General features: G+C 47.4%; 22 protein-coding genes, 1 riboswitch and 1 other annotated feature (1 of these 24 running past the window's edge). Of the genes, 12 read left to right on the top strand and 10 right to left on the bottom strand.

From position 1 onward, the window contains the following. The first annotated feature begins 350 nt into the window (after window positions 1-350). The 6 genes from malT to Xkoz_RS03695 all read left to right on the top strand — a co-directional run bounded on the left by malT (window position 351) and on the right by Xkoz_RS03695 (window position 8197). Window positions 351-3065, top strand: a complete 2715-nt coding sequence (malT, locus tag Xkoz_RS03720; protein WP_099140824.1) for an HTH-type transcriptional regulator MalT — start codon at window positions 351-353, stop codon at window positions 3063-3065. 263 nt (window positions 3066-3328) lie between these two features. After that, window positions 3329-4582 (top strand): class-III pyridoxal-phosphate-dependent aminotransferase, encoded by a 1254-nt coding sequence (locus tag Xkoz_RS03715; protein ID WP_099140823.1) that lies wholly within the window; start codon window positions 3329-3331, stop codon window positions 4580-4582. Beyond that, window positions 4576-5637: a zinc-dependent alcohol dehydrogenase gene (locus Xkoz_RS03710; RefSeq protein ID WP_099140822.1), complete on the top strand. Its 1062-nt coding sequence runs from the start codon at window positions 4576-4578 to the stop codon at window positions 5635-5637. The genes Xkoz_RS03715 and Xkoz_RS03710 overlap by 7 nt, the downstream gene beginning before the upstream one ends. Before the next feature lie 24 nt (window positions 5638-5661). Then, complete coding sequence (locus tag Xkoz_RS03705) at window positions 5662-6318, top strand: HAD family hydrolase (protein WP_099140821.1); 657 nt, start codon at window positions 5662-5664, stop codon at window positions 6316-6318. Between the two features lie 113 nt (window positions 6319-6431). Then, a complete protein-coding gene (locus tag Xkoz_RS03700) occupies window positions 6432-7583 on the top strand; it encodes an MFS transporter (protein ID WP_099140820.1) in 1152 nt (383 codons plus the stop codon). Between the two features lie 14 nt (window positions 7584-7597). Next, entirely contained in the window at window positions 7598-8197 is a 600-nt protein-coding gene (locus Xkoz_RS03695; RefSeq protein ID WP_208615201.1) for a DUF1349 domain-containing protein, read from the top strand. Between the two features lie 76 nt (window positions 8198-8273). Here Xkoz_RS03695 and thiH read toward each other — a convergent pair whose 3' ends face one another. The 7 genes from thiH to Xkoz_RS03660 form a co-directional block, all read right to left on the bottom strand. Next, window positions 8274-9398 (bottom strand): 2-iminoacetate synthase ThiH, encoded by a 1125-nt coding sequence (gene thiH, locus Xkoz_RS03690; protein WP_208615200.1) that lies wholly within the window; start codon window positions 9396-9398, stop codon window positions 8274-8276. Further along, window positions 9395-10165 carry a thiazole synthase gene (locus Xkoz_RS03685; protein ID WP_099140819.1) on the bottom strand — a complete coding sequence of 257 codons (771 nt, stop codon included), beginning with the start codon at window positions 10163-10165 and terminating at the stop codon, window positions 9395-9397. Before Xkoz_RS03685 ends, thiH begins: the two co-directional genes overlap by 4 nt. Before the next feature lie 19 nt (window positions 10166-10184). Beyond that, a complete protein-coding gene (gene thiS / locus Xkoz_RS03680; RefSeq protein WP_099140818.1) occupies window positions 10185-10400 on the bottom strand; it encodes a sulfur carrier protein ThiS in 216 nt (71 codons plus the stop codon). Then, window positions 10397-11182, bottom strand: a complete 786-nt coding sequence (locus tag Xkoz_RS03675; protein ID WP_099140817.1) for a HesA/MoeB/ThiF family protein — start codon at window positions 11180-11182, stop codon at window positions 10397-10399. Before Xkoz_RS03675 ends, thiS begins: the two co-directional genes overlap by 4 nt. Then, window positions 11176-11865: a thiamine phosphate synthase gene (gene thiE / locus Xkoz_RS03670; protein ID WP_099140816.1), complete on the bottom strand. Its 690-nt coding sequence runs from the start codon at window positions 11863-11865 to the stop codon at window positions 11176-11178. The genes Xkoz_RS03675 and thiE overlap by 7 nt, the downstream gene beginning before the upstream one ends. Then, a complete protein-coding gene (thiC, locus tag Xkoz_RS03665; RefSeq protein WP_099140815.1) occupies window positions 11862-13826 on the bottom strand; it encodes a phosphomethylpyrimidine synthase ThiC in 1965 nt (654 codons plus the stop codon). Before thiC ends, thiE begins: the two co-directional genes overlap by 4 nt. Window positions 13827-13973: 147 nt before the next feature. Then, window positions 13974-14098: riboswitch (TPP riboswitch) on the bottom strand. Window positions 14099-14163: 65 nt separating this feature from the next. Further along, a complete protein-coding gene (locus Xkoz_RS03660; protein ID WP_099140814.1) occupies window positions 14164-14826 on the bottom strand; it encodes an HAD family hydrolase in 663 nt (220 codons plus the stop codon). A 97-nt stretch (window positions 14827-14923) separates the two neighbouring features. On the opposite strand from Xkoz_RS03660, the gene nudC reads away from it, so the two are divergent. The 6 genes from nudC (at window position 14924) to Xkoz_RS03630 (ending at window position 19458) form a co-directional block, all read left to right on the top strand. Then, window positions 14924-15691, top strand: a complete 768-nt coding sequence (gene nudC / locus Xkoz_RS03655) for an NAD(+) diphosphatase (protein WP_099140813.1) — start codon at window positions 14924-14926, stop codon at window positions 15689-15691. A 179-nt stretch (window positions 15692-15870) separates the two neighbouring features. Then, window positions 15871-16935, top strand: coding sequence for a uroporphyrinogen decarboxylase (gene hemE / locus Xkoz_RS03650; RefSeq protein ID WP_099140812.1), 1065 nt, complete (start codon window positions 15871-15873; stop codon window positions 16933-16935). Between the two features lie 4 nt (window positions 16936-16939). Then, the gene (gene nfi, locus Xkoz_RS03645) at window positions 16940-17617 is read left to right on the top strand and encodes a deoxyribonuclease V (protein ID WP_099140811.1); all 678 of its coding nucleotides are present in this window, start codon (window positions 16940-16942) and stop codon (window positions 17615-17617) included. 76 nt (window positions 17618-17693) lie between these two features. Further along, window positions 17694-18284 carry a YjaG family protein gene (locus Xkoz_RS03640; RefSeq protein WP_099140810.1) on the top strand — a complete coding sequence of 197 codons (591 nt, stop codon included), beginning with the start codon at window positions 17694-17696 and terminating at the stop codon, window positions 18282-18284. 185 nt (window positions 18285-18469) lie between these two features. Next, window positions 18470-18742: a nucleoid-associated protein HU-alpha gene (hupA, locus tag Xkoz_RS03635; RefSeq protein WP_010848914.1), complete on the top strand. Its 273-nt coding sequence runs from the start codon at window positions 18470-18472 to the stop codon at window positions 18740-18742. A gap of 47 nt (window positions 18743-18789) precedes the next feature. Continuing rightward, a complete protein-coding gene (locus Xkoz_RS03630; RefSeq protein ID WP_244183387.1) occupies window positions 18790-19458 on the top strand; it encodes a DUF1481 domain-containing protein in 669 nt (222 codons plus the stop codon). A gap of 44 nt (window positions 19459-19502) precedes the next feature. On the opposite strand, the gene purD is transcribed toward Xkoz_RS03630, so the two are convergent. The 3 genes from purD to Xkoz_RS21520 form a co-directional block, all read right to left on the bottom strand. Continuing rightward, complete coding sequence (gene purD, locus Xkoz_RS03625) at window positions 19503-20786, bottom strand: phosphoribosylamine--glycine ligase (RefSeq protein ID WP_099140809.1); 1284 nt, start codon at window positions 20784-20786, stop codon at window positions 19503-19505. 43 nt (window positions 20787-20829) lie between these two features. After that, entirely contained in the window at window positions 20830-22428 is a 1599-nt protein-coding gene (gene purH / locus Xkoz_RS03620; protein ID WP_099140808.1) for a bifunctional phosphoribosylaminoimidazolecarboxamide formyltransferase/IMP cyclohydrolase, read from the bottom strand. After that, on the bottom strand, window positions 22392-22884 hold a 493-nt coding region (locus tag Xkoz_RS21520), incomplete at its 5' end, for a hypothetical protein (protein ID WP_208615199.1). The genes purH and Xkoz_RS21520, both read right to left, overlap by 37 nt. Then, window positions 22825-22884 (top strand) — a sequence feature (mutual gap in cmsearch alignment for this rRNA model is longer than 100) (it continues 2937 nt past the right edge of the window). It overlaps the preceding gene by 60 nt.

Here is a 22884-nt window from a genome sequence, read left to right as displayed (position 1 = left end):
CACTGAGGAAAGTTTGGAGAATGATTTAAAGGGATATGCTGAAGGTTAGTGACTTGGGAAACATCATCCCGTGAAAAAATTCGCGGGGGAGGAGTGTAAGGGCGTAGCCATTTCTTTCGAGCTTGTCCGCAATTTCACAGAGAAATAGCAAGTTTTCAGCCAAAGAATGTGACAAGGTGCAATTTAACACAATGAAATTAATCAACTTGTTGGCAAAAGGTGGGCGTTTCTCTACATTTGGGGGTCAGGCATGAATGCTAATGGTGTAAGTGGCTTAATAGTGTCAAACAGAATTCAGAGATCCGTTTTATTCAGTGTTTTTATTCATTGCGTGTGAGGGGAGAAATTTAATGCTTATCCCATCGAAACTCAGTCGCCCCCTTCGACTTAGTAATATGGTTATGCGGGAGCGTTTGTTAGAAAAGTTCAATGAAATTCAGAATTATCGATTGGTATTGATAACCAGTCCCGCTGGATATGGCAAAACGACCTTGATGTCTCAGTGGGCTGCCGGACAAGAACATCTGGGGTGGTATTCTCTGGATGATAGTGACAATCAACCAGAGCGTTTCGCCAGCTATTTGATCGCAGCTATTCAGCAAGCAACGCAGGGTCACTGTGTGAAAAGTGAGGTACTGGCCCAGAAACACCAATATGCCAGTTTACCGGCACTGATTGCGCAGTTGTTTATTGAACTTAACGAATGGCAGAAACCGATTTTTCTGGTGATCGATGATTATCATTTGATAGGGAATGGGCTTGTCCATGAAGCCATGCGCTTTTTTCTCCGCCACCAGCCAGAAAATTTAACGTTGGTGGTTCTGTCACGCCATTTGCCATCGCTGGGAATTGCCAACTTGCGTGTGCGTGAACAGTTATTGGAGATTGATAGCCATCAGTTGGCTTTTGATTATCAGGAAACCCAGCAATTTTTTGCCAAGCGGTTAGCCAATCCATTGGAGCCTGAACACTGTAAGCAGTTATGCAATGAGGTTGCTGGCTGGGCAACCGCTTTGCAACTGATTGCGCTTTCAGCCCGCCAATCTAGCAATACGACTGAAATATCAGCAAAACGCCTTTCGGGGATTAATGCCAGCCATCTTGCTGATTACCTTGTGGATGAGGTTTTAAATCGCGTCGATCAGGCGACGCGGGATTTCTTGCTGCACAGTTCTATCCTGCGTTCCATGAATGATGGTCTCATTGCTTGCCTGACAGGGGAGGAAAACGGTCAGCAACATCTGGAAGACATTGAACGTCAGGGGTTGTTTATTCAGCGGCTGGATGATTCGGGGGAGTGGTTTTGTTTTCATCCTTTGTTTGCTTCATTTCTGCGCCAACGTTGTCAATGGGAAATGGCAGCAAAATTACCCGAATTACATAGGGCAGCCGTGAAAGGATGGTTGATGCAGGGATATCCAGGGGAGGCTATTCATCACGCCTTGGCCGCGGGAGATACCCTCCTGTTGCGGGATATTTTATTGCAACATGCCTGGGAGTTATTTAACCACAGCAAACTCTCTCTATTGGAAGAGTGTATGAATGCACTGCCGTATGAACTCCTGTTGGAAAGCCCTCGCTTGGTATTGTTGCAAGCGTGGCTGGCACAAAGTCAGTATCGCTACTATGAGGTGAATGCATTATTAAATCAGGCTGAGCAATCACTAAAGCAGAAGCAAATAGCCATCGAGCCGGAGTTGCTGGCAGAGTTTAATGCCTTGAGAGCCCAAGTGGCGATGAATGATGGACGGCCTGCCGATGCTGATGCTTTGGCGGAAAAGGCGCTAGCAAACTTACTGCCAGATAATCAATATGGCCGTATTGTGGCGATGTCAGTAAGAGGGGAGGTATTGCATTGCAACGGTCAATTGGCCAGCGCATTGGCTTTGATGAAGCAAACTGAGCAACTCGCCCGCCTCTGTCATTCTTATCACTATGCGTTATGGGCGTTGTTGCAACAAAGTGAAATTTTACTGGCGCAAGGTTATTTGCAGGCGGCTTATGATACCCAATCCCATGCTTTTGATTTAATTCGTGAACAGCATCTGGAACAGTTGCCGATGCATGAGTTTCTGCTAAGGCTCCGTTCACAACTTTTGTGGTGTTGGGCTCGTATTGATGAGTCAGAAGAGGTCGCGCGCCAGGGGTTGGACGTATTGGCCAATTATCAGCCCCAGCAACAATTACAATGCCTGACCCAATTGGCGAAATGTTCTTTGGTTCGAGGGGATATTGATAACGCTCGTCGTTACTTGATCCGCTGTGAAAATTTACTGAGCAATGGGCAATATCATCGTGATTGGCGGACGAATACTGACGAGTTGCGTGTCATTATTTGGCAGACTTTGGAAGATAGCAGTGCCTTGACCCAATGGTTGGCACAGGCAGAAAGACCTGAGAGTTTTTGTAACCACTTCAATCAAAATCAATGGCGCAATATTGCACGAGTCAAAATCTTGCTGGATCAATATAAGGAAGCGGAATCTATCCTGCTGAAACTGAATGAATATGCCAGAAGATTGGCATTAGTCAGTGATTTAAACCGTAATCTTTTGCTGTGTAATTTGCTTTACTGGCAGCTAGGGCGCAAGGCTGAAGCTCAGGGTGTTTTGATAGAAGCCTTAAATTTGGCTAACCGCACAGGCTTCATCAGCCACTTTGTGATTGAAGGGGAGTTGATGGCTTTGCAACTGCGCCAACTTATCCAGCTAAACATCTTGCCTGAAATGGAACAGCATAGGGCTCAGCGTATTCTGCGAGAAATTAACCGACAGCACCGACATAAATTTGCCCATTTTGATGAAACGTTTGTAGAACAATTACTCACCCATCCTGACGTACCGGAGCTTATCCGCAATAGTCCATTAACCCAGCGAGAATGGCAGGTGTTGGGGTTGATTTACTCTGGTTATAGCAACGATCAAATTGCCGCAGAGCTGGAGGTGGCCGCAACGACGATCAAAACCCATATACGTAATTTATATCAGAAAATGGGCATTGCTCATCGACAAGACGCTATTTCTCAGGCTCAGAAATTAATGCGAATGATGGGCTTGGGGGTTTAATCTCTAAAAGTGATTTATTCTATATTTAATATAATTAATGGGTATTAGTGAATAAATATATGATTTTTCAACTTTAAATTAAATTTTAAATTTGCTTAATATTTTTTATGGCATTTGTGTGATCGAAATAAAATTTTAATGTGCTTAATCTAGCCTCATCACAATAGGTATGTTTTGTCGTTGTTTAACATAACTGATTGTTTGACGTAACTAATTGTTTAATACAACTAATTATTTAATATAACTAATAGTGGTGAGTCATTATGGAAAATAGAAACCCTCTAGAAAGCATGCTTTCACGCTATGTAGGCCATGGCCCTTATTTGATCATTGATGGCGAAAAATATATTGATGCGGCATCGGGAACGTTTAATTTGCCGCTTGGCTATACCCATGATCGAATGACAGAAAAACTCAAACAACAGATTGATAGATGTACCCATTTGAGTTCGGCTTATACACGTGAAATGTCACAATATATTTTGAGTAAGTTACTTAAATATACACCTGAAGGCGTCGATCATATTTGGCTGCGAGATGTTTCTGGATCAGGGGCGGTTGAATGTGCTATCCGCATAGCGCAAAAATCAACGGGGCGCTCAGGCGTTATTTCACTCTTTCTGGCTCATCATGGGCAATCTCTTGCAACCGCACAGATTTCTGGCAATGCATTCAGGATTAAAGATTTCCATATCAATATTGAGGGTTCGATAAAAGTCCCTGCGCCCGCCAGCGTTCTGGCAGGGCAAGCACAACCGAGTGAAGAGCAATTTGTCGATTTAGAGCAGTTCATTCAATTAGGCTCTAATGACAATATTGCATGTCTGATTATTGAACCGATTCAGGGAAATGGCGGCAACACCGTTTTCCCTGTGGCTTTCTACCGTAAAATCAGAGAAATTTGCCGTCAGCATGGCATCATCATTATCGCGGATGAAGTACAAACCGGTTTTGGTCGCACAGGGACATTCTTCGCATCGACGGGTTATGCCAAAGCGCTGGAGCCAGATATCATCGTCTTTGCTAAAGGGGCAGGAGGTATCGGCATTCCAACTGGCGGTGTCCTGATGCGTCATTCACTGGATATATTGGAATCATTCGAACATTCCAGCACTTCGGGGGCTAACCCGCTCTCTCTGGTCGCACTCAACGAAATTATCGACATTATTGAAGATGACCATATTTTGGAAAATGTGCAACAAAATGAAGCCTACTTGCGTGAGGGCTTGTTGAAATTACAGGGACGATATTCAGATATTACGGGCGTGAGAGGTGTGGGCTATATGTATGGTTTTGACACCCCAAGCCCAGAGTTTGCCGCCCAGGTGATTGCGACTGCTAACCGCCATCACTTGATTTTGCGGGGTTCCCGTTATGGTAAAGGAAGGGCAATCAAAGTCCGTCCACCACTGATTTGTACACAGGAACATTTGGCAGAAATTCTCCATAAGCTGGAGCTGACTTTCGCTGAATTAACCGCTATCGCACAGGTACGTAAGGAGGCTGTATCATGCTAGCACTGAAATATCATCAAACCTGGGAGGTTGAACTCCAGCAAGTTCCCGCCTTATCTTGCATTGAACCCGATGATGTTGTGGTTGATATTGCCGTGTGTGGGATTTGTGGCACAGATATCGGCATTATCACGGGTGCTTACCCCGTAGCCATTCCGGGAACCACGTTGGGGCATGAAACCACGGGGGTGGTATCGCAAATTGGTCGTGGCGTTACCCGGTTTCAGGTAGGCGATCGGGTGGTCGTCAACCCGACTTACTCTTGTGGGCATTGCCGGATGTGCCAGACGGGAAGCCCTAACCATTGTGAGCGAAAATTGGGAACAGAAGCCGGGGTTTCCTATGATGGTGCGTTCGCAGAGCAATATTTGGCCAAAGAAAATTTACTCATCAAGCTGGATGACCATGTCAGTATGGAGGAAGCCTCGCTGACTGAACCACTCAGCTGCACCCTAACCGGAGTGGATAAACTGGCGATCACTCACACGAATATTCGTGCGGCGGTGGCAGGCGCCGGTCCGATGGGGATGTTGTACATTTGGGCGCTGCATGAGCGGGGCGTAAACGCCTTTATGGTCGAAAAGAATGAAAGTCGAATTGAGTTTGCAAAAAATAATTTGCCGCCGGAATGTCCGTTATATTCTGACTTTAATGAAGCATTGGCGCAGGAATATGGTGATCCGTCAGCCCTGATCGATTTGTGTGTGGATACGACGGGGCAGTTGACGGAATATATTTTTTCCCATCTGGCGCCTGGGGGAAAATTATTAAATGTCGCCCTGAAAGATAAACATGCTAATTTGGACATTATGAAAATTGCCGATAAAAGTCTTTCGGTAATCGGTTCCATTGATTCCCTGAATAATAGTTTTGAACGTGCCTATGCCCTGATCCGTGATGGTGTCATTCCGGTGAAACGTTTTATCAGCCAGATTTTTGATTTCAAGGATCACCAACAGGCTTTTCTGACTGTCGGTTGTGATATTGCATCGAAAACCCAGATCCCTCTCACTACACCAAACTGTAAGGTACTGATTCGTATTTCTGGCCTAAAATAATTGATTATTTTGAAGGACATTTCGATGAATAGATGCAATGTCATTTTTGATATCGATGGAGTCATTGTCGATAGTGAACAACTGCATTTTGATGTATTGCTGGATGTATTAAGTAATGCATTAGGAGAACAAGCCGCGACTCAAATAAGTGATATCCAACCTCAGCAATTAATCGGATTAAGTTTGACGGAAACGTTGGATAAAGTGGGTATTCCTTTATCAATGCAGCAAGATATTACCGAAAAAATCATTTTGCGTTATCAGGAAAAATTATCTGCACGCTATTTGCGGCCGGGGATCACTGAATTGATGATGGCCTTGCAACAAAATGGTACTCACTTTGGGTTTGTTTCCACCGCACCGCGTCATGTGTGTCTGGCAAATCTTGGTTTATTGGATTTACATGAACCCCCGGCATTGATTTCCGGGGATGATGTGGAAAGAACGAAGCCTTTTCCTGATCCTTATTTGGCGATGCTGAAATTGAAGCAGATGGATGTTCGGCAAACGTTGGTGATTGAAGATACTGATTTGGGGATTGAGGCAGCAAAACAGGCGGGTATTCCGTGGATATATGCCTGGCCCCATGCGTTATCGGGAGCAGAGCAGTATGCACAGGCTTCCCGTGTCATCGAGAAACTCACGGATATTCCCCAGTTTTCAGGGATAAATATCGCGTGATTTTTTACTGAAGCCCCATCGTTGACGCCTTCCACCTGTTCTGGTGGAAGGTATTGTTTAAGGGGTATGGTTTAACGGGAATGGTTTGAAGGATATGAATTGGAGGAGTTAAGTTGTCTGGAGAATATGCTGTCAATTCAATAAAACAGCCCATCATAGCCACGCGAATTTCGTTTTTTATTGCAGGGTTCAGTATTGCGAGTTGGGCGCCGCTGATCCCACTGATAAAGGAACGATTGGGGCTGGATGATGGTTCAATGGGGCTTTTGATACTGATGTTTGGTATCGGCTCTTTCATCATGATGCCAATCGCGGGCATGTTGGCAACCCGCTTTGGTTGCCGGAAGATTTTTACCTTTTTTGCCTTGTTGGCGATTGTGATATTACCGGTGCTAAGTGTGCTCTCGACCCCACTGGCACTGGCTTGTGCCCTGTTCGTGTTCGGGATGGGAATTGGGGCAACCGATGTGGTGATCAATATCCATGCGGTCAATATTGAGAAAAGAGTACATCAACCGATTATGTCGGGCTTTCATGCATTGTTCAGCTTAGGGGGAATTGCGGGAGCCGGTACGGTCAGTTTATTGCTGTTTTTGGGGATCTCACCCTTTCAGGCCACCATTGCTGTCGCGGTATTCGTTATCCTGCTGTTGTTGCCAACGTGGAATGGAATGCTGGATAACACTGAGACGGAGGAAACCCCGTTTTTTGCCTTACCGCGTGGCATAGTCATCCTGATTGGTTCTCTTTGTTTTGTCGTTTACTTGATGGAAGGCTCTATGCTGGATTGGAGCGGGATCTTATTAAGTAGTGTGCATAATATGAGTAGTCATCAGGCGGGTCTTGGCTATACGCTTTTTGCCATGACCATGACGGCGGGGCGCTTTTTGGGCGATAAGATCATCGCGGTATGTGGATATCGTCGCGTATTCTTAAGCAGCGCGCTTTTGGCGACGTCAGGTTTTGTGCTGATCTATCTGGCAACGGGTCCAATCCATTTGGGTATCTCTTTCCTGATGATCGGGGCGGGATTATCAAATTTGGCTCCGATGTTTTTCACCGCGTCAGGCCAGCAGAAAGTGATGCCTGATGCATTGGCCGTTTCTGCCGTTTCTACGATGGGGTATTCAGGGATTTTGCTGGGACCGGCAATTATTGGCGGTTTGGCGCACCAGATAACGCTACACAGTGCTTTTGCCTGTATTGCTCTGCTTTCTCTTTCATTATTAGCGGGATATGGTTTGATAAATCCTACCAAGAAATAACAGGGTATATATTGATGATGAATTTGCAACAATGTCAGTGGTTGAATGAGCCTGCTTCATGGCAGTGTCAGGATAATGAGCTTCATGTCACAACAGACAATAAAACCGATTTCTGGCGTGATACATGGTATGGTTTTCAGCGTCATAGTGGTCATGTATTTGGTGGCTATATTGATGATTTTAACCTTGAGGAAGGTTTTACCTTCCAGTTTTGTATCGAAGGCCAGTTTGAACAACTCTATGATCAGGCTGGTGTGATGTTATTGGTGGATGAGCACCATTGGCTAAAAGCTGGCATTGAACATTCTGATGGGCAGGCAACGATCAGTAGTGTATTGACAAATGGCTGTTCTGACTGGGCGATGGGGATTTTCCCCGGTAATCCAGGGCGGTTTTGGTTACGGCTGACTTACCATGACGGGGCGATCAGGTTGCAATATTCGACGGATGGCGTGACATGGCCGTTACTGAGGTTGTCTCCTTTTACCGTTGGCGATCAGCGTATCTTTGTGGGGGCGATGTGCTGTTCACCACAGCGTGAAGGGTTACAGGTGAGATTCTCCGATTTCAGGCTAACCTCATCGTTGAAAAAGCATCTACATGATTTAAGTTAGTAACATTCGCCATAAACCCCTCCCTATGTCTATGATTAAGCGGGTATGCTGCGGTTGCAGCATACCCAAATAACAATTATCGACCTAAATAATGATCCCAATCTTTCCAAACGGGTTGTAAACCTGATTTGACCAAGGCTCTCGCGACCTGGAAAACCGGGCGATTGTCGTGGGGGGCGAATTGTTCCAGCTCGTGGTGCCCATCGGCATAGCCGCCTGGCTGGGTTTTGGAACCTGCACTGATGTGGTTGATCGCGAGCGGGACAACGTGATCACGGAAGAAAGGGGATTCACGGGTGGACAGGGAAAGTTCGACATCCGGTGCCAGCAGGCGGAAAGCGCAAATCAGTTGCACCAGTTCGGCTTCACTCATTAAAGAAGCCGGTGCTATGCCGCCGGCACAAGGGCGTAGCCGTGGAAATGAGATGGAGTAACGGCTTTTCCAGAACTGTTTTTGCAGGAAAAAAAGATGCTCAGCCACCATATAACAATCGGTTCGCCAATGGTGGGATAGCCCAATCAAGGCGCCTAGCCCAATCTTGTCTATTCCCGCTCGCCCAAGGCGTTCCGGGGTTTCCAATCGCCAGTGAAAATCCTGTTTTTTGCCTTTCAAATGGTGCAGTTGATAAGTGGGTTGATGGTAGGTTTCCTGATAGACCATCACGCCATCCAATCCCAGTGTTTTCAGTTCGGCATATTCTTCTTGCGCCAGTGGCTGGACTTCCATTGAGACGGCGCTGAAATGGCGGCGGATCAGGGGAAGATAGCGCCGAAAATAGTCCATACCCACTTTGTTTTGATGCTCCCCTGTGACCAGCAAAATATGCTCAAACCCCAGTTTTTTCAGCGCAAGGCATTCGGCCTCAATTTCCTGTTCATTGAGTGTCTTGCGCTTAATGTGATTACTCATGGAAAAACCACAATAAGTGCAATCGTTGGCACACAAGTTGGACAGATAGAGTGGGATAAAAAATCCCACCGTATGCCCAAAACGCTGGCGGGTAAGTTGTTGTGCGCGTCGGGCGAGTGGTTCAAGATAAGGCAATGCGGCAGGGGAGAGCAGCGCCATAAAGTCATCCAGGGTCAAGTGAGCACGGCTGAGTGCCTGTTCAATGTCCTGCGGTGTTTTACTGTTGATGCGTAGGGTGATGTCATCCCAATCCAGTTGTTGCCAGCGCTGGCGAAATGTTTGGCCTATCATAGCACCCCCAGAAAATCGGTCAGTGGGCTGGATGCCTCGGCATAGGATTTTTGGCTTGCGATGCCGGCCTGATGTGACAGTTCGCCGGCTTCAATAGCAGTTTTGAATGCCTGAGCCATTTTAACTGGGTTGCGGGCAACGGCGATGGCGGTATTCACCAGTACCGCATCTGCCCCCATCTCAATAGCGGCCAGCGCATGGCTTGGCGCCCCGATCCCGGCATCCACCACGACCGGCACGTTGGCCTGTTCGATGATGATCTGTAGAAAATCGCGCGTCAGTAATCCCTTATTTGAGCCGATAGGCGCACCCAATGGCATAACTGCGGCACAGCCGACCTCTTCCAGCCGGCGGCACAATACAGGATCGGCACCACAATAGGGCAGGACGATAAATCCTTCTTTGACGAGCTGTTCCGCCGCCTTTAATGTCTCAATGGGGTCGGGCAGCAGGTATTTTACATCGGGGTGGATCTCCAGTTTAATCCAGTGAGTGCCCAATGCTTCCCGTGCGAGACGAGCCGCAAAGAGAGCCTCCTCCGCGGTTTTGGCGCCAGAGGTATTGGGGAGCAGTTTGACTCCTAACTGTTGCAGTGGCGCAAGAATGCCATCGTCATTATTACCGTGGAGATCGAGACGCTTCATTGCCATTGTGACCAGTTGGCTGCCAGAGGCGCGGAGCGCGTCGATCATTAATCCTGCATGGGCAAACTTGCCTGTTCCCGTAAACAGGCGGGATTGGAAGGGGGTATCTGCGATTTTTAACATAAATTAACCTCCGGCGATATCAGCCACCCGCAATGGCCTGAAACAGCAAGATAGTATCCCCATCATTAATCTGGTGGGTTTGCCATTCGGAACGCGGAATAATGGTTTGGTTGATAGCCAAAGCCGTACCTGATTGCGTGCGTTCTATCTGTTCCAGAAATTGGTGTTCCAAAAATTGTTGCACTGTCATGGGTGCACCCAGTGTCATGGGTTGATCGTTGACGATAATGTTCATGCGACTTCTTTTCCTAACCGTTTGTTATCGGTATGTCGGGTCGCTCCACAAATGGGGCACTGTAATGAGCGAGTAAGCTGTAATGTGCTCCAGCTTTGTTGTTTGCCATCAAACAGTCGGAGTTTTCCATCCAAGGGAGAAGAAAAGCCTGCCAGCATTTTTATTGCTTCCAGTGATTGCAAAGTACCGATGACGCCAACAATAGGGCCTAAGATACCGGCTGTCCGGCAATTGCGCTGGGGTTCTTCCTGATTAGGATAGAGGCAGGCATAGCAACCGTGCTGGTAAGGGGGAGTCAATACCATTAATTGCCCACTAAATCCGACGGCACTGCCGCTAATGAGGGGTTTGTTTTCTGCAATACAGGCGGCATTGATGGCATGGCGAGTTGCCATATTATCGCTGCAATCCAAGACCAGATCGACTTGCTTGACCGCATTAACCAAAGATCCACGATCTTGCCGTTCGGTTAAGGCAGTGATGTTGATTTGCGGGTTTAATTCAGCCAGTTGTTGTGCAGCTAATTGGGCTTTGTTGGCGGGAATATCTGTTGTGCGATAGATAATCTGGCGTTGCAGGTTTGAGATATGCAACTCGTCATCATCGGCCAGATAGAGGTTTCCCACGCCTGCCGCCGCAAGATAGAGCGCAGCCGGTGATCCTAACCCCCCCAGACCGACAACCAGTACTTTGCTGGCTTTTAATTTCTCTTGCCCTTCGGAACCCATCTCTTCCAGTAGTAATTGGCGGCTATAACGCATAAATTCTTGATCATTCAACATAAAAGCCTCCGGTCTTGCCCTTCAATGACTTTCCCTTCAATCAGATGAAGTAATTTGGCGGTTGTCTGACGCCAATCTTTCGCTTGGGTAATGGCACTGACCAGTGCTACGCCACCGACTCCCGTCGCCACGACATCAGGCACTCGCGCCAGAGAAATACCGCCAATCGCGACGGTGGGATATTCCGGTGTGATCGCCACTTGATGCTTTAGTGCTTCAAGCCCCTGTGGTGATGAAGGCATCGTTTTCGTGGTCGTGGGAAAAATATGGCCAAGTGCGATATAAGAGGGGCGCAGGGATTTTGCCCGCGCCAGTTCTTGTTGATTGTGAGTCGAAATGCCCAGACGCAATCCGGCTTGCTGGATAGCATTGAGATCCGCGCTATCCAGATCTTCCTGCCCCAAATGCACGCCATAGGCTTGGTGCTTGATTGCCAGACGCCAATAATCATTAATGAACAAACGGGCGTTATATTGGTGACCGAGCGCAATGGCGGACTGAATATCCTTTTCTGCCCTTGCTTCCGGCTGATCTTTGATGCGCAATTGCAAGGTTTTGACGCCGGCTTCGAGTAACCGCTCAATCCACGTTAGGGAATCCACAACCGGATAAAGCCCCAATCGGTGCGTTGTTGGGACAAAAGGGGCTTGTGGAAGCATGGAAATATCAGACTGATTTTTCATGCCTGGCCTCCCCCTGCACTGTGATAGAGTTCACTGCCACGGGAACGGAACTCTTCTGACATCTGTTCCATACCCGCTTCCCGTTCCAGTTTTGCCGCGTAGTCGCGTACGTCCTGTGTGATTTTCATCGAACAGAACTTTGGCCCACACATGGAACAGAAGTGGGCAACTTTGCCGGATTCCTGCGGTAAGGTTTCATCGTGATAGGCGCGGGCAGTGTCAGGATCCAGTGCCAGATTGAATTGATCTTCCCAACGGAATTCAAAACGCGCCTTCGACATGGCATTGTCACGGATTTGTGCCCCCGGATGGCCTTTGGCGAGATCCGCCGCATGTGCCGCGATTTTGTAAGTAATCAGACCCTGTTTGACATCGTCTTTATTGGGTAAACCGAGGTGCTCTTTGGGGGTGACATAACACAGCATGGCACAGCCAAACCAGCCAATCATGGCGGCACCAATGCCAGAAGTGAAATGGTCATAACCGGGGGCGATATCGGTTGTCAGTGGCCCCAGGGTATAAAATGGCGCTTCGTGGCAGTGTTCCAGCTCTTCCGTCATATTGCGGCGGATAAGCTGCATCGGGATATGCCCTGGCCCTTCGATCATGACCTGGACATCGTATTCCCATGCAATCTTGGTCAGTTCACCGAGAGTGTACAGTTCGGCAAATTGTGCTTCGTCATTGGCATCCTGAATGGAGCCTGGACGCAATCCATCCCCCAAAGAGAGGGAAACATCATAGGCGGCACAAATTTCACAGATTTCGCGGAAGTGGGTGTAGAGGAAGTTTTCCTGATGATGGGAAAGGCACCATTTCGCCATAATAGAGCCACCACGGGAGACAATACCTGTCAGGCGCTTGGCGGTCATCGGTACGTAACGCAGCAGGACACCCGCATGAATAGTGAAATAATCCACGCCTTGCTCAGCCTGTTCCAGCAACGTATCGCGAAACATTTCCCATGTCAGGTTTTCCGCAATGCCATTGACTTTTTCCAGCGCTTGGTAGATCGGTACAGTGCCAATGGGGATCGGGCTGTTGCGCAGTATCCATTCGCGGGTTTCGTGGATGTAGCGTCCGGTGGAGAGATCCATCACGGTATCTGCGCCCCAACGGGTAGACCAAATCAGTTTTTCTACCTCTTCTTCAATGGAGGACGTGACGGAGGAATTACCGATATTGGCATTCACTTTCACCAGGAAATTGCGACCAATAATCATCGGTTCAGATTCCGGGTGATTAATGTTGGCGGGAATAATCGCGCGGCCGGCAGCCACTTCCTGACGGACAAATTCGGGGGTGATGTTTTCCGGCAAGTTGGCGCCGAAACTTTGCCCTGCATGTTGCTGGCGTAAGACTTCACTGCGGATGCGCTCACGTCCCATATTTTCACGCAATGCGATAAATTCCATTTCCGGCGTGATGATCCCTCGACGTGCATAGTGCAATTGGGTGACACGTAAGCCTTGCTTGGCTTTCAGTGGATGTGGCCGATGATGAAAGCGCAGGTGATCTAATCCGGCATCGGCAAGGCGTTGCTGGGTGAAATCGGAGCTGAGAACGGAAACCGGTTCGGTATCATTGCGTTCATCAATCCACGGCTGGCGGTGCTTAGGTAACCCCTTCTTGACATCCAGCACAGCAGTAGGATCGCCATAAGGGCCGGAAGTGTCATAAACGGGAACCGGTTCGTTTTCCGCAAATTGCGGGTTCTCTTCCGTACCCCCCAGGAATGTGGGAGAAAGTTGGATCTCGCGCATAGGCACTTGAATATCTTGACGTGAGCCTTCAAGGTAAATGCGCTTTGAGTTGGGAAAAGTCACGCCTTGAACGGAATGGATAAACGCTTGTGCCGCATCGCGCTTAGCCTTACGTGGCCTTGCCGGATGGACTTTTGGCGAAATATCAGCCGTTGGAATGATCGTATTCGAAATAACGGTATTATTGGACTTAGACATAGCAAATTCCTGACTGTGTTATCGCCTGTCTCATTGCTGATCAGGCTTAAGTTGAGAAAATTGCTTGTCTGGAGCTCGCAGGGAGTAATGGTTGATGCTGATGGGTATTTGTACGACCGTTGTCTGGGGTACGATAATACTGGCAGCGGGATGATTACTCTTGTTCCCTTCGCGGGTATTAGCCCGATCAGGTTCTGCGGATCCCGAATTAACGGTCTCAGCCTGTGTCCATCGTGATATACGTTGAACGCTAGGCACTCCGACAAGAAAAAAACACCTCAGAGTATAAAGGGGATTGTGAAAACTACAACCTTGTTTTGGGGAAATGGGCGCCAGGTTATAAAAACCACTTCAATTGGTTCCAACCGCGTATTTCAGCTTCTGATTGCAATTGATTATCGGCGTTGACGGTAAAGACTTCGTCAGCCAATAAACACATTGGCAAATCATTCATGGAATCCGTATAAAATGAGATATGTTGTGGCGATAACTGCTGTTGTTCGAGCCAGTGTTGCAAGCGGGTAACTTTGCCTTCACGGAAGGTTGGAATGCCCTGAATATCACCAGTATAGCAACCCTCTTTCATCACCATATCAATGCCTAATGCTGCCTGTATGCCAAATGCCGCCGCGATTTTTTTGACCACGAAAGAAACGGTGGCGGAAACAATAATGATTGGGATGTTCTGTTGTCGGTAACTCTCTAATTGCTTTTTGGCGGCAGGATAAAAAAGAGGTTTGATTTTGGTTTCCACAAAATCGGTTAACCAGATATCGATTTGTTCAGCCGGAATGTGTTTGAGCGCCTGTAAATTGAATGCCAGATAGGCTTGCATATCCAGCTGACCCGCAGCGTAATCGGATATCATTTTCTGATCGGCTTCGATAAAGCGAGGATCAGTAATAATGTGTTTTTCCCATAGATATTGTGTCCAAAGCTGGCAGGAATCCCCGCAAATCAGTGTTTCATCCAGATCAAATACAGCAATTTGTTTTGACATTATTGTGACTCCTAATTTAAGAAGGGTATTCAACAGCGCGGTTAATATAACAAGATTGAAGACGCAATAAATCACATAACCAATGATGGGACAGATTATGCAACAAAAACTGACAGGTAGAGAGCAAGGCTGGTGGATTGTCAGTCTTGAAAATCGGGTCTGGCTACCACAAGGGGAGTTACCTTCCGGTACGGCTAACCAGTGGTCATTGCAAGGCCATACAGCGCAACCCATCGGTGAATGGTTGGGCGAAACGGTCTGGTTGGTTCGTCAAAAAATGGCGTCAGGTATGTCCTCTCCCCGTTTAATTGCCGAACAGGATGCTAAGTTATTTCAGTTGGTTGGACGAGGTGTCCAATTAGCTGAGTTTTATCGTTCACATCGCTATTGCGGTTATTGTGGCCATGAGATGCAGGGGAGCCAGCATGAATGGGCCTGCTTATGCAACCATTGCCATGAACTCTATTACCCACAAATTGCGCCCAGTATTATTGTCGGTATTCGCCGCGATGATCACATTTTACTGGCACAACACCAGCGTCACCGCAATGGGATTCATACAGTGCTGGCGGGTTTTGTTGAAGTCGGGGAAACGCTGGAGGAAACGGTGCATCGTGAAGTGATGGAGGAGAGTGGCATTAAGATCCGTAACTTACGTTATGTCGCTTCCCAGCCGTGGCCTTTCCCGAACTCATTGATGGTGGGCTTTCTGGCCGATTATGAGAGTGGCGAAATCAATGTTGACCCCGTCGAACTGATCAGTGCAGATTGGTATCGTTATGATAACCTTCCCTTGATCCCGCCCCCAGATACGATTGCTCGTCGTTTAATTGAAGATACGGTTGCGCTATGCCGTCATCAGTAACTTGTGATCCTGTCAATTGATGAGGAGAGAGATGGGGCGCATCACGTTATTGGAGGGTATGCCAGAAGTTCAATCTCAGGCATGTTAAACTGCGCCCGTTTTCTCGTGCATATTGCCGTGAATTGCAGACAAATTGCGCTGCAAAAAGTACTGTGACCAATTAATCAAGGGAGCTTGTCATGAATGAGTTGAAAAACGACCGCTATCTGCGTGCCTTATTGCGTCAGCCTGTCGATATGACACCGGTATGGATGATGCGTCAGGCCGGTCGATATTTACCGGAATATAAAGCGACGCGTCAGGCAGCGGGAGATTTCATCTCGTTATGTAAGAACACGGAATTGGCTTGTGAAGTCACTCTCCAGCCCTTGCGCCGCTTTCCCCTGGATGCCGCTATCCTGTTTTCTGATATTTTGACTATTCCTGATGCGATGGGATTGGGACTGTATTTCGAAGCGGGGGAAGGGCCACGTTTTCATTCTCCGATTCAGGGTCATGCTGACGTAGAAAAATTACCTGTGCCTGATCCAGAGCTGGAGTTGGGTTATGTTATGGATGCTGTACGCGCTATTCGTAAGGCATTAGCCGGGCAAGTTCCTTTGATCGGTTTTTCGGGTAGCCCGTGGACATTGGCAACGTATATGGTTGAGGGTGGCAGCAGCAAGGCTTTCACCAAAATTAAGGCCATGATGTATACGCAGCCGGCGACATTGCATATGTTGCTGGATAAATTGGCAAACAGCGTTATTCTATACTTGAATGCGCAAATAAAAGCAGGTGCTCAATCTGTCATGATTTTTGATACTTGGGGTGGGGCGTTGTCTCATCGCGATTATCTGGAATTTTCCCTGCAATACATGCATCAAATTGTTGATGGGTTGATCCGTGAACATGATGGACGCCGTGTGCCGGTGACCCTGTTTACCAAAGGGGGCGGACAGTGGCTTGAGGCCATGGCGGCAACAGGGTGTGATGCGCTGGGTTTAGACTGGACAACAAATATTGCCGATGCGCGTCGGCGCGTTGGAGATAAAGTTGCTTTGCAGGGCAATATGGACCCCTCCATGTTATATGCCCAGCCAGCACGCATTGAAGAAGAAGTTTCGACGATTTTACACGATTTTGGTGTGGGCAATGGGCATGTTTTCAATTTGGGGCATGGCATTCATCAGGATGTTCCACCAGAGCACGCAGGTGCATTCGTCGAAGCAGTACATCGGCTTTCAGTAAAATACCATCAATGATTTTATGATTGATACAAAAGCATTACGTCAGGAACAGGTAGAGAAATCACGGCGGGTTATCCGCCACGATGATTTTTTTGCTTCTTCTACGCCAAAGTTCATTGCGGGTGCTGATGTTGGGTTTGAAAAAAGCGGTACGGTAACGCGTGCCGCAATCGTGGTATTGCAGTACCCTTCGCTCGAATTAGTCGAATACCAAATCGCCAGAATTGATACCGTACTCCCCTATATCCCTGGCTTACTCTCATTTCGTGAATATCCCGCCCTGATAGCGGCCTGGCAAAAATTAACCTTACGGCCTGATTTGGTTATGGTTGATGGTCAGGGCATCGCCCACCCCCGGCGTTTTGGTATCGCCAGCCATTTTGGGTTATTAGTCGATGTTCCCACCATTGGGGTGGCAAAAAGCCGTTTGTGTGGTGAACATGCGTTGGTCGGTGAGGTTCAGGGAGCGAGCCAGCCATTGATGGATCATGGCGAGCAGATCGGTGTTGTGCTGAGAAGCAAAAAAAGATGTAATCCGCTCTATATTTCCCTTGGGCACAGGATCAGTATTGACAGTGCGGTATTTTGGGTTGAGCAGTGTATAAGAGGATATAAACTGCCTGAACCCACCCGTTGGGCGGACGGGATCGCCTCAAATAGATTGTTTTTTAAGCAAACAATGCAGAAAAATCTATAATTGTGGCGGAAAAGTGTGGATATTCTTGATTTTCAGGTAAACTTCGACGCAAATTAGGCATTATGAGTAACGACCAATGTTAAGAAACCCGATCCACCTGCGGTTGGAGAAACTCGAAAGTTGGCAACATTTGACTTTTATGGCTAGTCTATGTGAGCGGATGTATCCAAATTATCAGGTATTTTGTCGCCAAAGTGGGTTTGCAGACCCTGCGCAATATCGACGCATTTTGGATCTGGTGTGGGAAATATTGGTCGTTAAAGATGCAAAAGTGAATTTTGATAGTCAGCTAGAAAAACTGGAAGCCATTATCCCATCATCCGAAGATTATGATATTTATGGTGTGTATCCAGCGATTGATGCGTGCATTGCATTGGGTGAAGCAATTCATTCTCGTCTGAGTGGTTCGACGTTAGAACATGCAATAACCGTCAGTGAAATATCCATCCGTACCGTTGCTATGCTGGAAATGACGCAGGCCGGTAGAGAGATGACTGAGGATGAGTTAAAAGAATTACCTGCCATTGAGGAAGAATGGGATATTCAATGGGAGATTTACCGTTTGTTGGCAAATTGCGAAGAACGGGACATCGAATTAGTTAAAGGATTAAAAGCTGATCTCCGCGAGGAGGGGGTTAGCAATATCGGCATAAATTTAGAGCAATAACTCATAAAACATGACTTAATGTTTGATTTGCCGTATTTAAAGGCTTCACATTTGCCCTCACTCTGTTCTACATTGGGGGGCGAAAAGAAGTGGCTATCGGTGCGTGTATGCAGGGGTGCTGTCAAATCGGCATATCCGTCGCACTCGATGCTTTGCAAACGATAAACACACTGTAAGGATAATCTATGAATAAGACTGAATTAGTTGATGCAATTGCAGCAGGCGCAGACCTGACTAAAACTCAGGCTAAAGCTGCTCTGGAGTCAACTTTGAATGCAATCACTGAATCTCTGAAAAATGGCGATGCAGTGCAGTTGGTCGGCTTTGGTACTTTCAAAGTTAACCACCGTGCAGAACGTACTGGTCGTAACCCACAGACTGGTAAAGAAATCAAAATTGCAGCGGCAAACGTGCCTGCTTTCTCCGCTGGTAAAGCACTGAAAGACGCAGTTAAATAATCGAGTTGCGAAAAAAAATAAGAGGGGGAAATCAACCCCTTTTGTTGATTCTACAGGGGCTGTTAGCATTAGGGTTCATCTCTTTGCTCAGCGCCTGTTCGATTCAACCAATAACACCTCTTTTTAGCGCCAGTGGTTTTGTAACCGACGGCGGCGTCGTTCGTTTATGGCGTTTGAATGATCACGACAATCAGCCTCAAGTTATCATGAGTGTTTACAGCCCTGATCTCAATAAAATCCCCCGCAATAAAAATACGATTGTCACTTTTTATGAATACCGTCATGGCAGTTTGTGGCAGATCCGTCGCAATCTGTTTGATGACCCGCCCATTGTAGAGACATTACGTCTCGCCCAAGATAATTCTGTTATTTTTAAACTACGGCAATGGCAAAAACGTCATGAACCGCTGTCCGATGACGATATCGCTCGTCTGCAATCTGATGCTAAGCAGATAGAGAAAGCCAGTGACACGTTAATTGCAGATAAGGTTAAGTTATTGCAAGGGCATTGGCAGAATGGACAAGTGAGTACCTGTTCAGGAAAACAGTTACGGATTGAATTTGATCCTGACGCTCAGAGATGGCTTGCAGAGAGGCAAAGCAATAGCGCCGGTTTACTGACCATTGCCTGGCTGGATTCGCCGGAAGGGAAAAAGTTATTGTTGGTCGCCAATGATGATTTTTGTCGTTGGGAGCCGACGAAAGATAAGCTGTAATGCTGTGACTTCCGTCGGCTTAGGTTGATATCTACTGTTGATATCTATTTCAAACGGGCAATCGCCCGGTAGCCAATATCTTTACGATAAAAGCACCCTTCCCAGTTAATTTGTTCGGCGCTCAGGTAAGCCTTTTTCTGGGCATCTGCAATATCGTAACCCAAGGCAGTCACACACAAGACACGCCCGCCCGCGGTGACAATATCCTCACCCTTAAGGGCTGTCCCGGCATGAAAAACCTTTTCATCGGTGTTTGATTCTTGCACTAATCCGCGGATAACGTCACCTTTAGCATAACTGGCTGGATAGCCGCCGGCTGCCAGCACGACCCCTAAAGCCGGACGCTCGTCCCATACAGACGTTTTTTCACCTAACTGGCCTTTGGCTCCAGCAAGGCACAATTCAACCAAATCAGAGCGCAGGCGCATCATGATAGGTTGAGTTTCAGGATCACCAAATCGACAATTAAATTCGATCACTTTCGGTTCACCCTGTTTATCAATCATCAATCCTGCATAAAGAAAACCAACGTAGGTATGGCCTTCAGCCGCCATTCCTTCCACGGTAGGATAAATGATCTTCTCCATCACCCGCTGGTGGATCGCATCCGTCACTACCGGCGCAGGGGAGTAAGCACCCATTCCTCCGGTATTCGGCCCGGTATCGCCGTCACCTACGCGTTTATGATCTTGACTGGTTGCCATAGGAACCACGTTTTTGCCATCCACCATGACAATAAAACTGGCTTCTTCTCCTGCCAGAAATTCTTCAATGACAATACGGTGGCCGGCATTGCCAAACGCATTACCTGCCAGCATATCTTTGACGGCACTTTGTGCTTCTTCCAGGGTGGTGGCGACCACGACACCTTTACCGGCAGCTAAGCCATCGGCTTTAATCACGATTGGGGTGCCCATTGCGTCCAAATAAGCCAGCGCGGGTTCAATTTCTGTGAAATTTTGGTAGGCGGCTGTAGGGATATGATGGCGTGCAAGGAAATCTTTGGTGAATGATTTAGAGCCTTCCAATTGTGCTGCCGCTTTTGTCGGACCAAAAATGGTCAAGCCGGCTTGCTGGAAAGCATCAACGATGCCAATAACCAGTGGCGCTTCAGGCCCCACAATGGTCAGGCCGATATCATGCTGTTGGGCAAATGCCAGCAACCCTTCAATATCTGTCGCGGCAATGTCTACATTTTCTAAATTGGCTTCCAACGCGGTGCCCGCATTACCTGGTGCGACATACACCTTGTTTGCCAGAGGCGACTGCGCTGCTTTCCAGGCTAATGCATGTTCCCTTCCGCCATTGCCAATGATCAATATGTTCATCTGAGGTTCCTATCAATAAGGCAAAATAATGAGGAATAAGTTATTAATGGCGAAAATGACGCATGCCGGTGAAAATCATCGCGATACCGTGTTCATCCGCAGCAGCAATCACTTCATCATCACGGATAGAGCCACCAGGTTGGATAATACAGCTCACACCCACAGCGGCTGCGGCATCAATACCATCGCGGAATGGGAAAAATGCATCTGACGCCATGGCACAGCCCTGAACGTCTAAACCTTCATCCGCAGCCTTAATACCGGCGATTTTAGCAGAATAAACCCGGCTCATTTGGCCGGCGCCAATACCCACTGTCATATTATCCTTGGCATAAACAATCGCATTGGATTTGACGAACTTAGCCACTTTCCAGCAGAACAGGGCATCTTGCCTCTCTTGTTCCGTTGGCTGACGTTTGGATACAACAACCAAATCACTTTCTGCCACCATACCTAAATCGCGCTCTTGTACCAGCAGACCACCGTTGACACGTTTGAAATCTAAATTATCAACAGGCGCATGCCATGCGCCACAAACCAGAACGCGGACATTTTGTTTTGTTGCCAGAATGGGCAGGGCAGCTTCATTAATAGAAGGTGCAATGATGACTTCGACAAATTGGCGTTCGATAATGGCTTGGGCGGTGTTAGCGTCGAGTTCACGGTTAAAGGCAATGATGCCACCGAATGCAGAAGTCGGATCGGTCTTAAAGGCTCGGTCGTAAGCGGTATGGATATCAGTACCCATCGCAACACCACAAGGATTGGCGTGTTTGACAATGACGCAGGCAGGTTCGGAGAAGTTTTTTACACACTCCAGTGCGGCATCGGTATCCGCAATATTATTATAAGAAAGGGCCTTACCTTGTAACTGGGTTGCCGTAGCAATCGACGCCTCGGCGATTTGACCTTCTGCCTCTTCTATATAGAAAGCCGCATCTTGATGGCTGTTTTCACCATAACGCATATCCTGCTTTTTAATGAAATTGAGATTTAGCGTGCGAGGGAAACGCCCTGATACCTGATCCGTTTCGCCATAATAGGGCGGAACCAATTTGCCAAAGTAATTGGCAATCATGCTGTCATAAGCGGCGGTGTGTTCAAATGCCTTGATAGCTAAATTAAAGCGAGTGGCGTGTGTCAGTGAATTTTGATTGTTATCCATCTCCTCGATAATTTTGTCGTAATCTTGACTATTAACAACAATCGTCACGTCTTTGTGATTCTTGGCCGCAGAGCGAACCATTGTTGGGCCGCCAATATCAATATTCTCTACCGCATCTTCCAGAGCGCAGTCTGGCCTTGCCACAGTTTGAGCAAAGGGATAAAGGTTAACGACGACCATATCAATTGGTGAAATCTGGTGTTGTTCCATCACTTCATCATCCTGCCCACGCCGACCCAAAATACCACCATGAATTTTGGGGTGGAGTGTCTTGACGCGCCCGTCCATCATTTCGGGGAAGCCGGTATAGTCAGAAACCTCGGTAACATTCAATCCTGCTTCGGCCAGCAGACGAGCAGTGCCTCCTGTTGAAAGCAGTTCGACACGGCGATTGGATAAGGCTTTGGCAAATTCAACAACCCCTGCTTTGTCAGAAACACTCAGCAGGGCACGGCGGATTGGACGAAGCTGTTGCATTGGTGTGATCCCTTGAATTTCATAAAACAAGAATGTGTTATTGGGGAAAATCCACTGATTGATAGAAAAAATGGCTTCCGCAATAACATTTCAAAACACAATCTGAAAAAACACATGGTGATTTTTCCTTCGCAGATTGTAACGAAAACGTTTGCGTGATGCTCGATAAATTTTATCGAAATATCGATGTGTTGATAACTCTGTGTATATGTTGGTATAAACCGGCATTTTGCTGTGTAATCCATCAAACGATAATTATTTTCAAAAAAACTATTGTCAGCGCCGAAAAACTCCCTATAATGCGCCACCACTGACCGACGACGAGCTGAAACAGGCCGTGGCGGACAGCCGGAAGAGAGCGAAAATAAACGCTTGACTCCTGAGGCGAAACGCGTAAGATACGCAGCCTCGCAACCCGGAAGAGCCTTCCCGGTTGCACCGCTCTTTAACAACTTA

This window comes from Xenorhabdus kozodoii (genome assembly GCF_002632875.1).
GTDB classification, from domain to species: Bacteria; Pseudomonadota; Gammaproteobacteria; order Enterobacterales; family Enterobacteriaceae; genus Xenorhabdus; species Xenorhabdus kozodoii.
Note: the sequence above shows the minus strand (reverse complement) of the source record. Positions and strands in the feature narration are given on the sequence as shown.

What these genes read in the sequence shown, in the direction of transcription:
- malT (WP_099140824.1), top strand. Translation starts at nt 351, where the DNA reads ATGCTTATCCCATCGAAACTCAGTCGCCCCCTTCGACTTAGTAATATG.
- Xkoz_RS03715 (WP_099140823.1), top strand. Translation starts at nt 3,329, where the DNA reads ATGGAAAATAGAAACCCTCTAGAAAGCATGCTTTCACGCTATGTAGGC.
- Xkoz_RS03710 (WP_099140822.1), top strand. Translation starts at nt 4,576, where the DNA reads ATGCTAGCACTGAAATATCATCAAACCTGGGAGGTTGAACTCCAGCAA.
- Xkoz_RS03705 (WP_099140821.1), top strand. Translation starts at nt 5,662, where the DNA reads ATGAATAGATGCAATGTCATTTTTGATATCGATGGAGTCATTGTCGAT.
- Xkoz_RS03695 (WP_208615201.1), top strand. Translation starts at nt 7,598, where the DNA reads ATGATGAATTTGCAACAATGTCAGTGGTTGAATGAGCCTGCTTCATGG.
- thiH (WP_208615200.1), bottom strand. Translation starts at nt 9,398, where the DNA reads ATGATAGGCCAAACATTTCGCCAGCGCTGGCAACAACTGGATTGGGAT.
- Xkoz_RS03685 (WP_099140819.1), bottom strand. Translation starts at nt 10,165, where the DNA reads ATGTTAAAAATCGCAGATACCCCCTTCCAATCCCGCCTGTTTACGGGA.
- thiS (WP_099140818.1), bottom strand. Translation starts at nt 10,400, where the DNA reads ATGAACATTATCGTCAACGATCAACCCATGACACTGGGTGCACCCATG.
- Xkoz_RS03675 (WP_099140817.1), bottom strand. Translation starts at nt 11,182, where the DNA reads ATGTTGAATGATCAAGAATTTATGCGTTATAGCCGCCAATTACTACTG.
- thiE (WP_099140816.1), bottom strand. Translation starts at nt 11,865, where the DNA reads ATGAAAAATCAGTCTGATATTTCCATGCTTCCACAAGCCCCTTTTGTC.
- thiC (WP_099140815.1), bottom strand. Translation starts at nt 13,826, where the DNA reads ATGTCTAAGTCCAATAATACCGTTATTTCGAATACGATCATTCCAACG.
- Xkoz_RS03660 (WP_099140814.1), bottom strand. Translation starts at nt 14,826, where the DNA reads ATGTCAAAACAAATTGCTGTATTTGATCTGGATGAAACACTGATTTGC.
- nudC (WP_099140813.1), top strand. Translation starts at nt 14,924, where the DNA reads ATGCAACAAAAACTGACAGGTAGAGAGCAAGGCTGGTGGATTGTCAGT.
- hemE (WP_099140812.1), top strand. Translation starts at nt 15,871, where the DNA reads ATGAATGAGTTGAAAAACGACCGCTATCTGCGTGCCTTATTGCGTCAG.
- nfi (WP_099140811.1), top strand. Translation starts at nt 16,940, where the DNA reads ATGATTGATACAAAAGCATTACGTCAGGAACAGGTAGAGAAATCACGG.
- Xkoz_RS03640 (WP_099140810.1), top strand. Translation starts at nt 17,694, where the DNA reads ATGTTAAGAAACCCGATCCACCTGCGGTTGGAGAAACTCGAAAGTTGG.
- hupA (WP_010848914.1), top strand. Translation starts at nt 18,470, where the DNA reads ATGAATAAGACTGAATTAGTTGATGCAATTGCAGCAGGCGCAGACCTG.
- purD (WP_099140809.1), bottom strand. Translation starts at nt 20,786, where the DNA reads ATGAACATATTGATCATTGGCAATGGCGGAAGGGAACATGCATTAGCC.
- purH (WP_099140808.1), bottom strand. Translation starts at nt 22,428, where the DNA reads ATGCAACAGCTTCGTCCAATCCGCCGTGCCCTGCTGAGTGTTTCTGAC.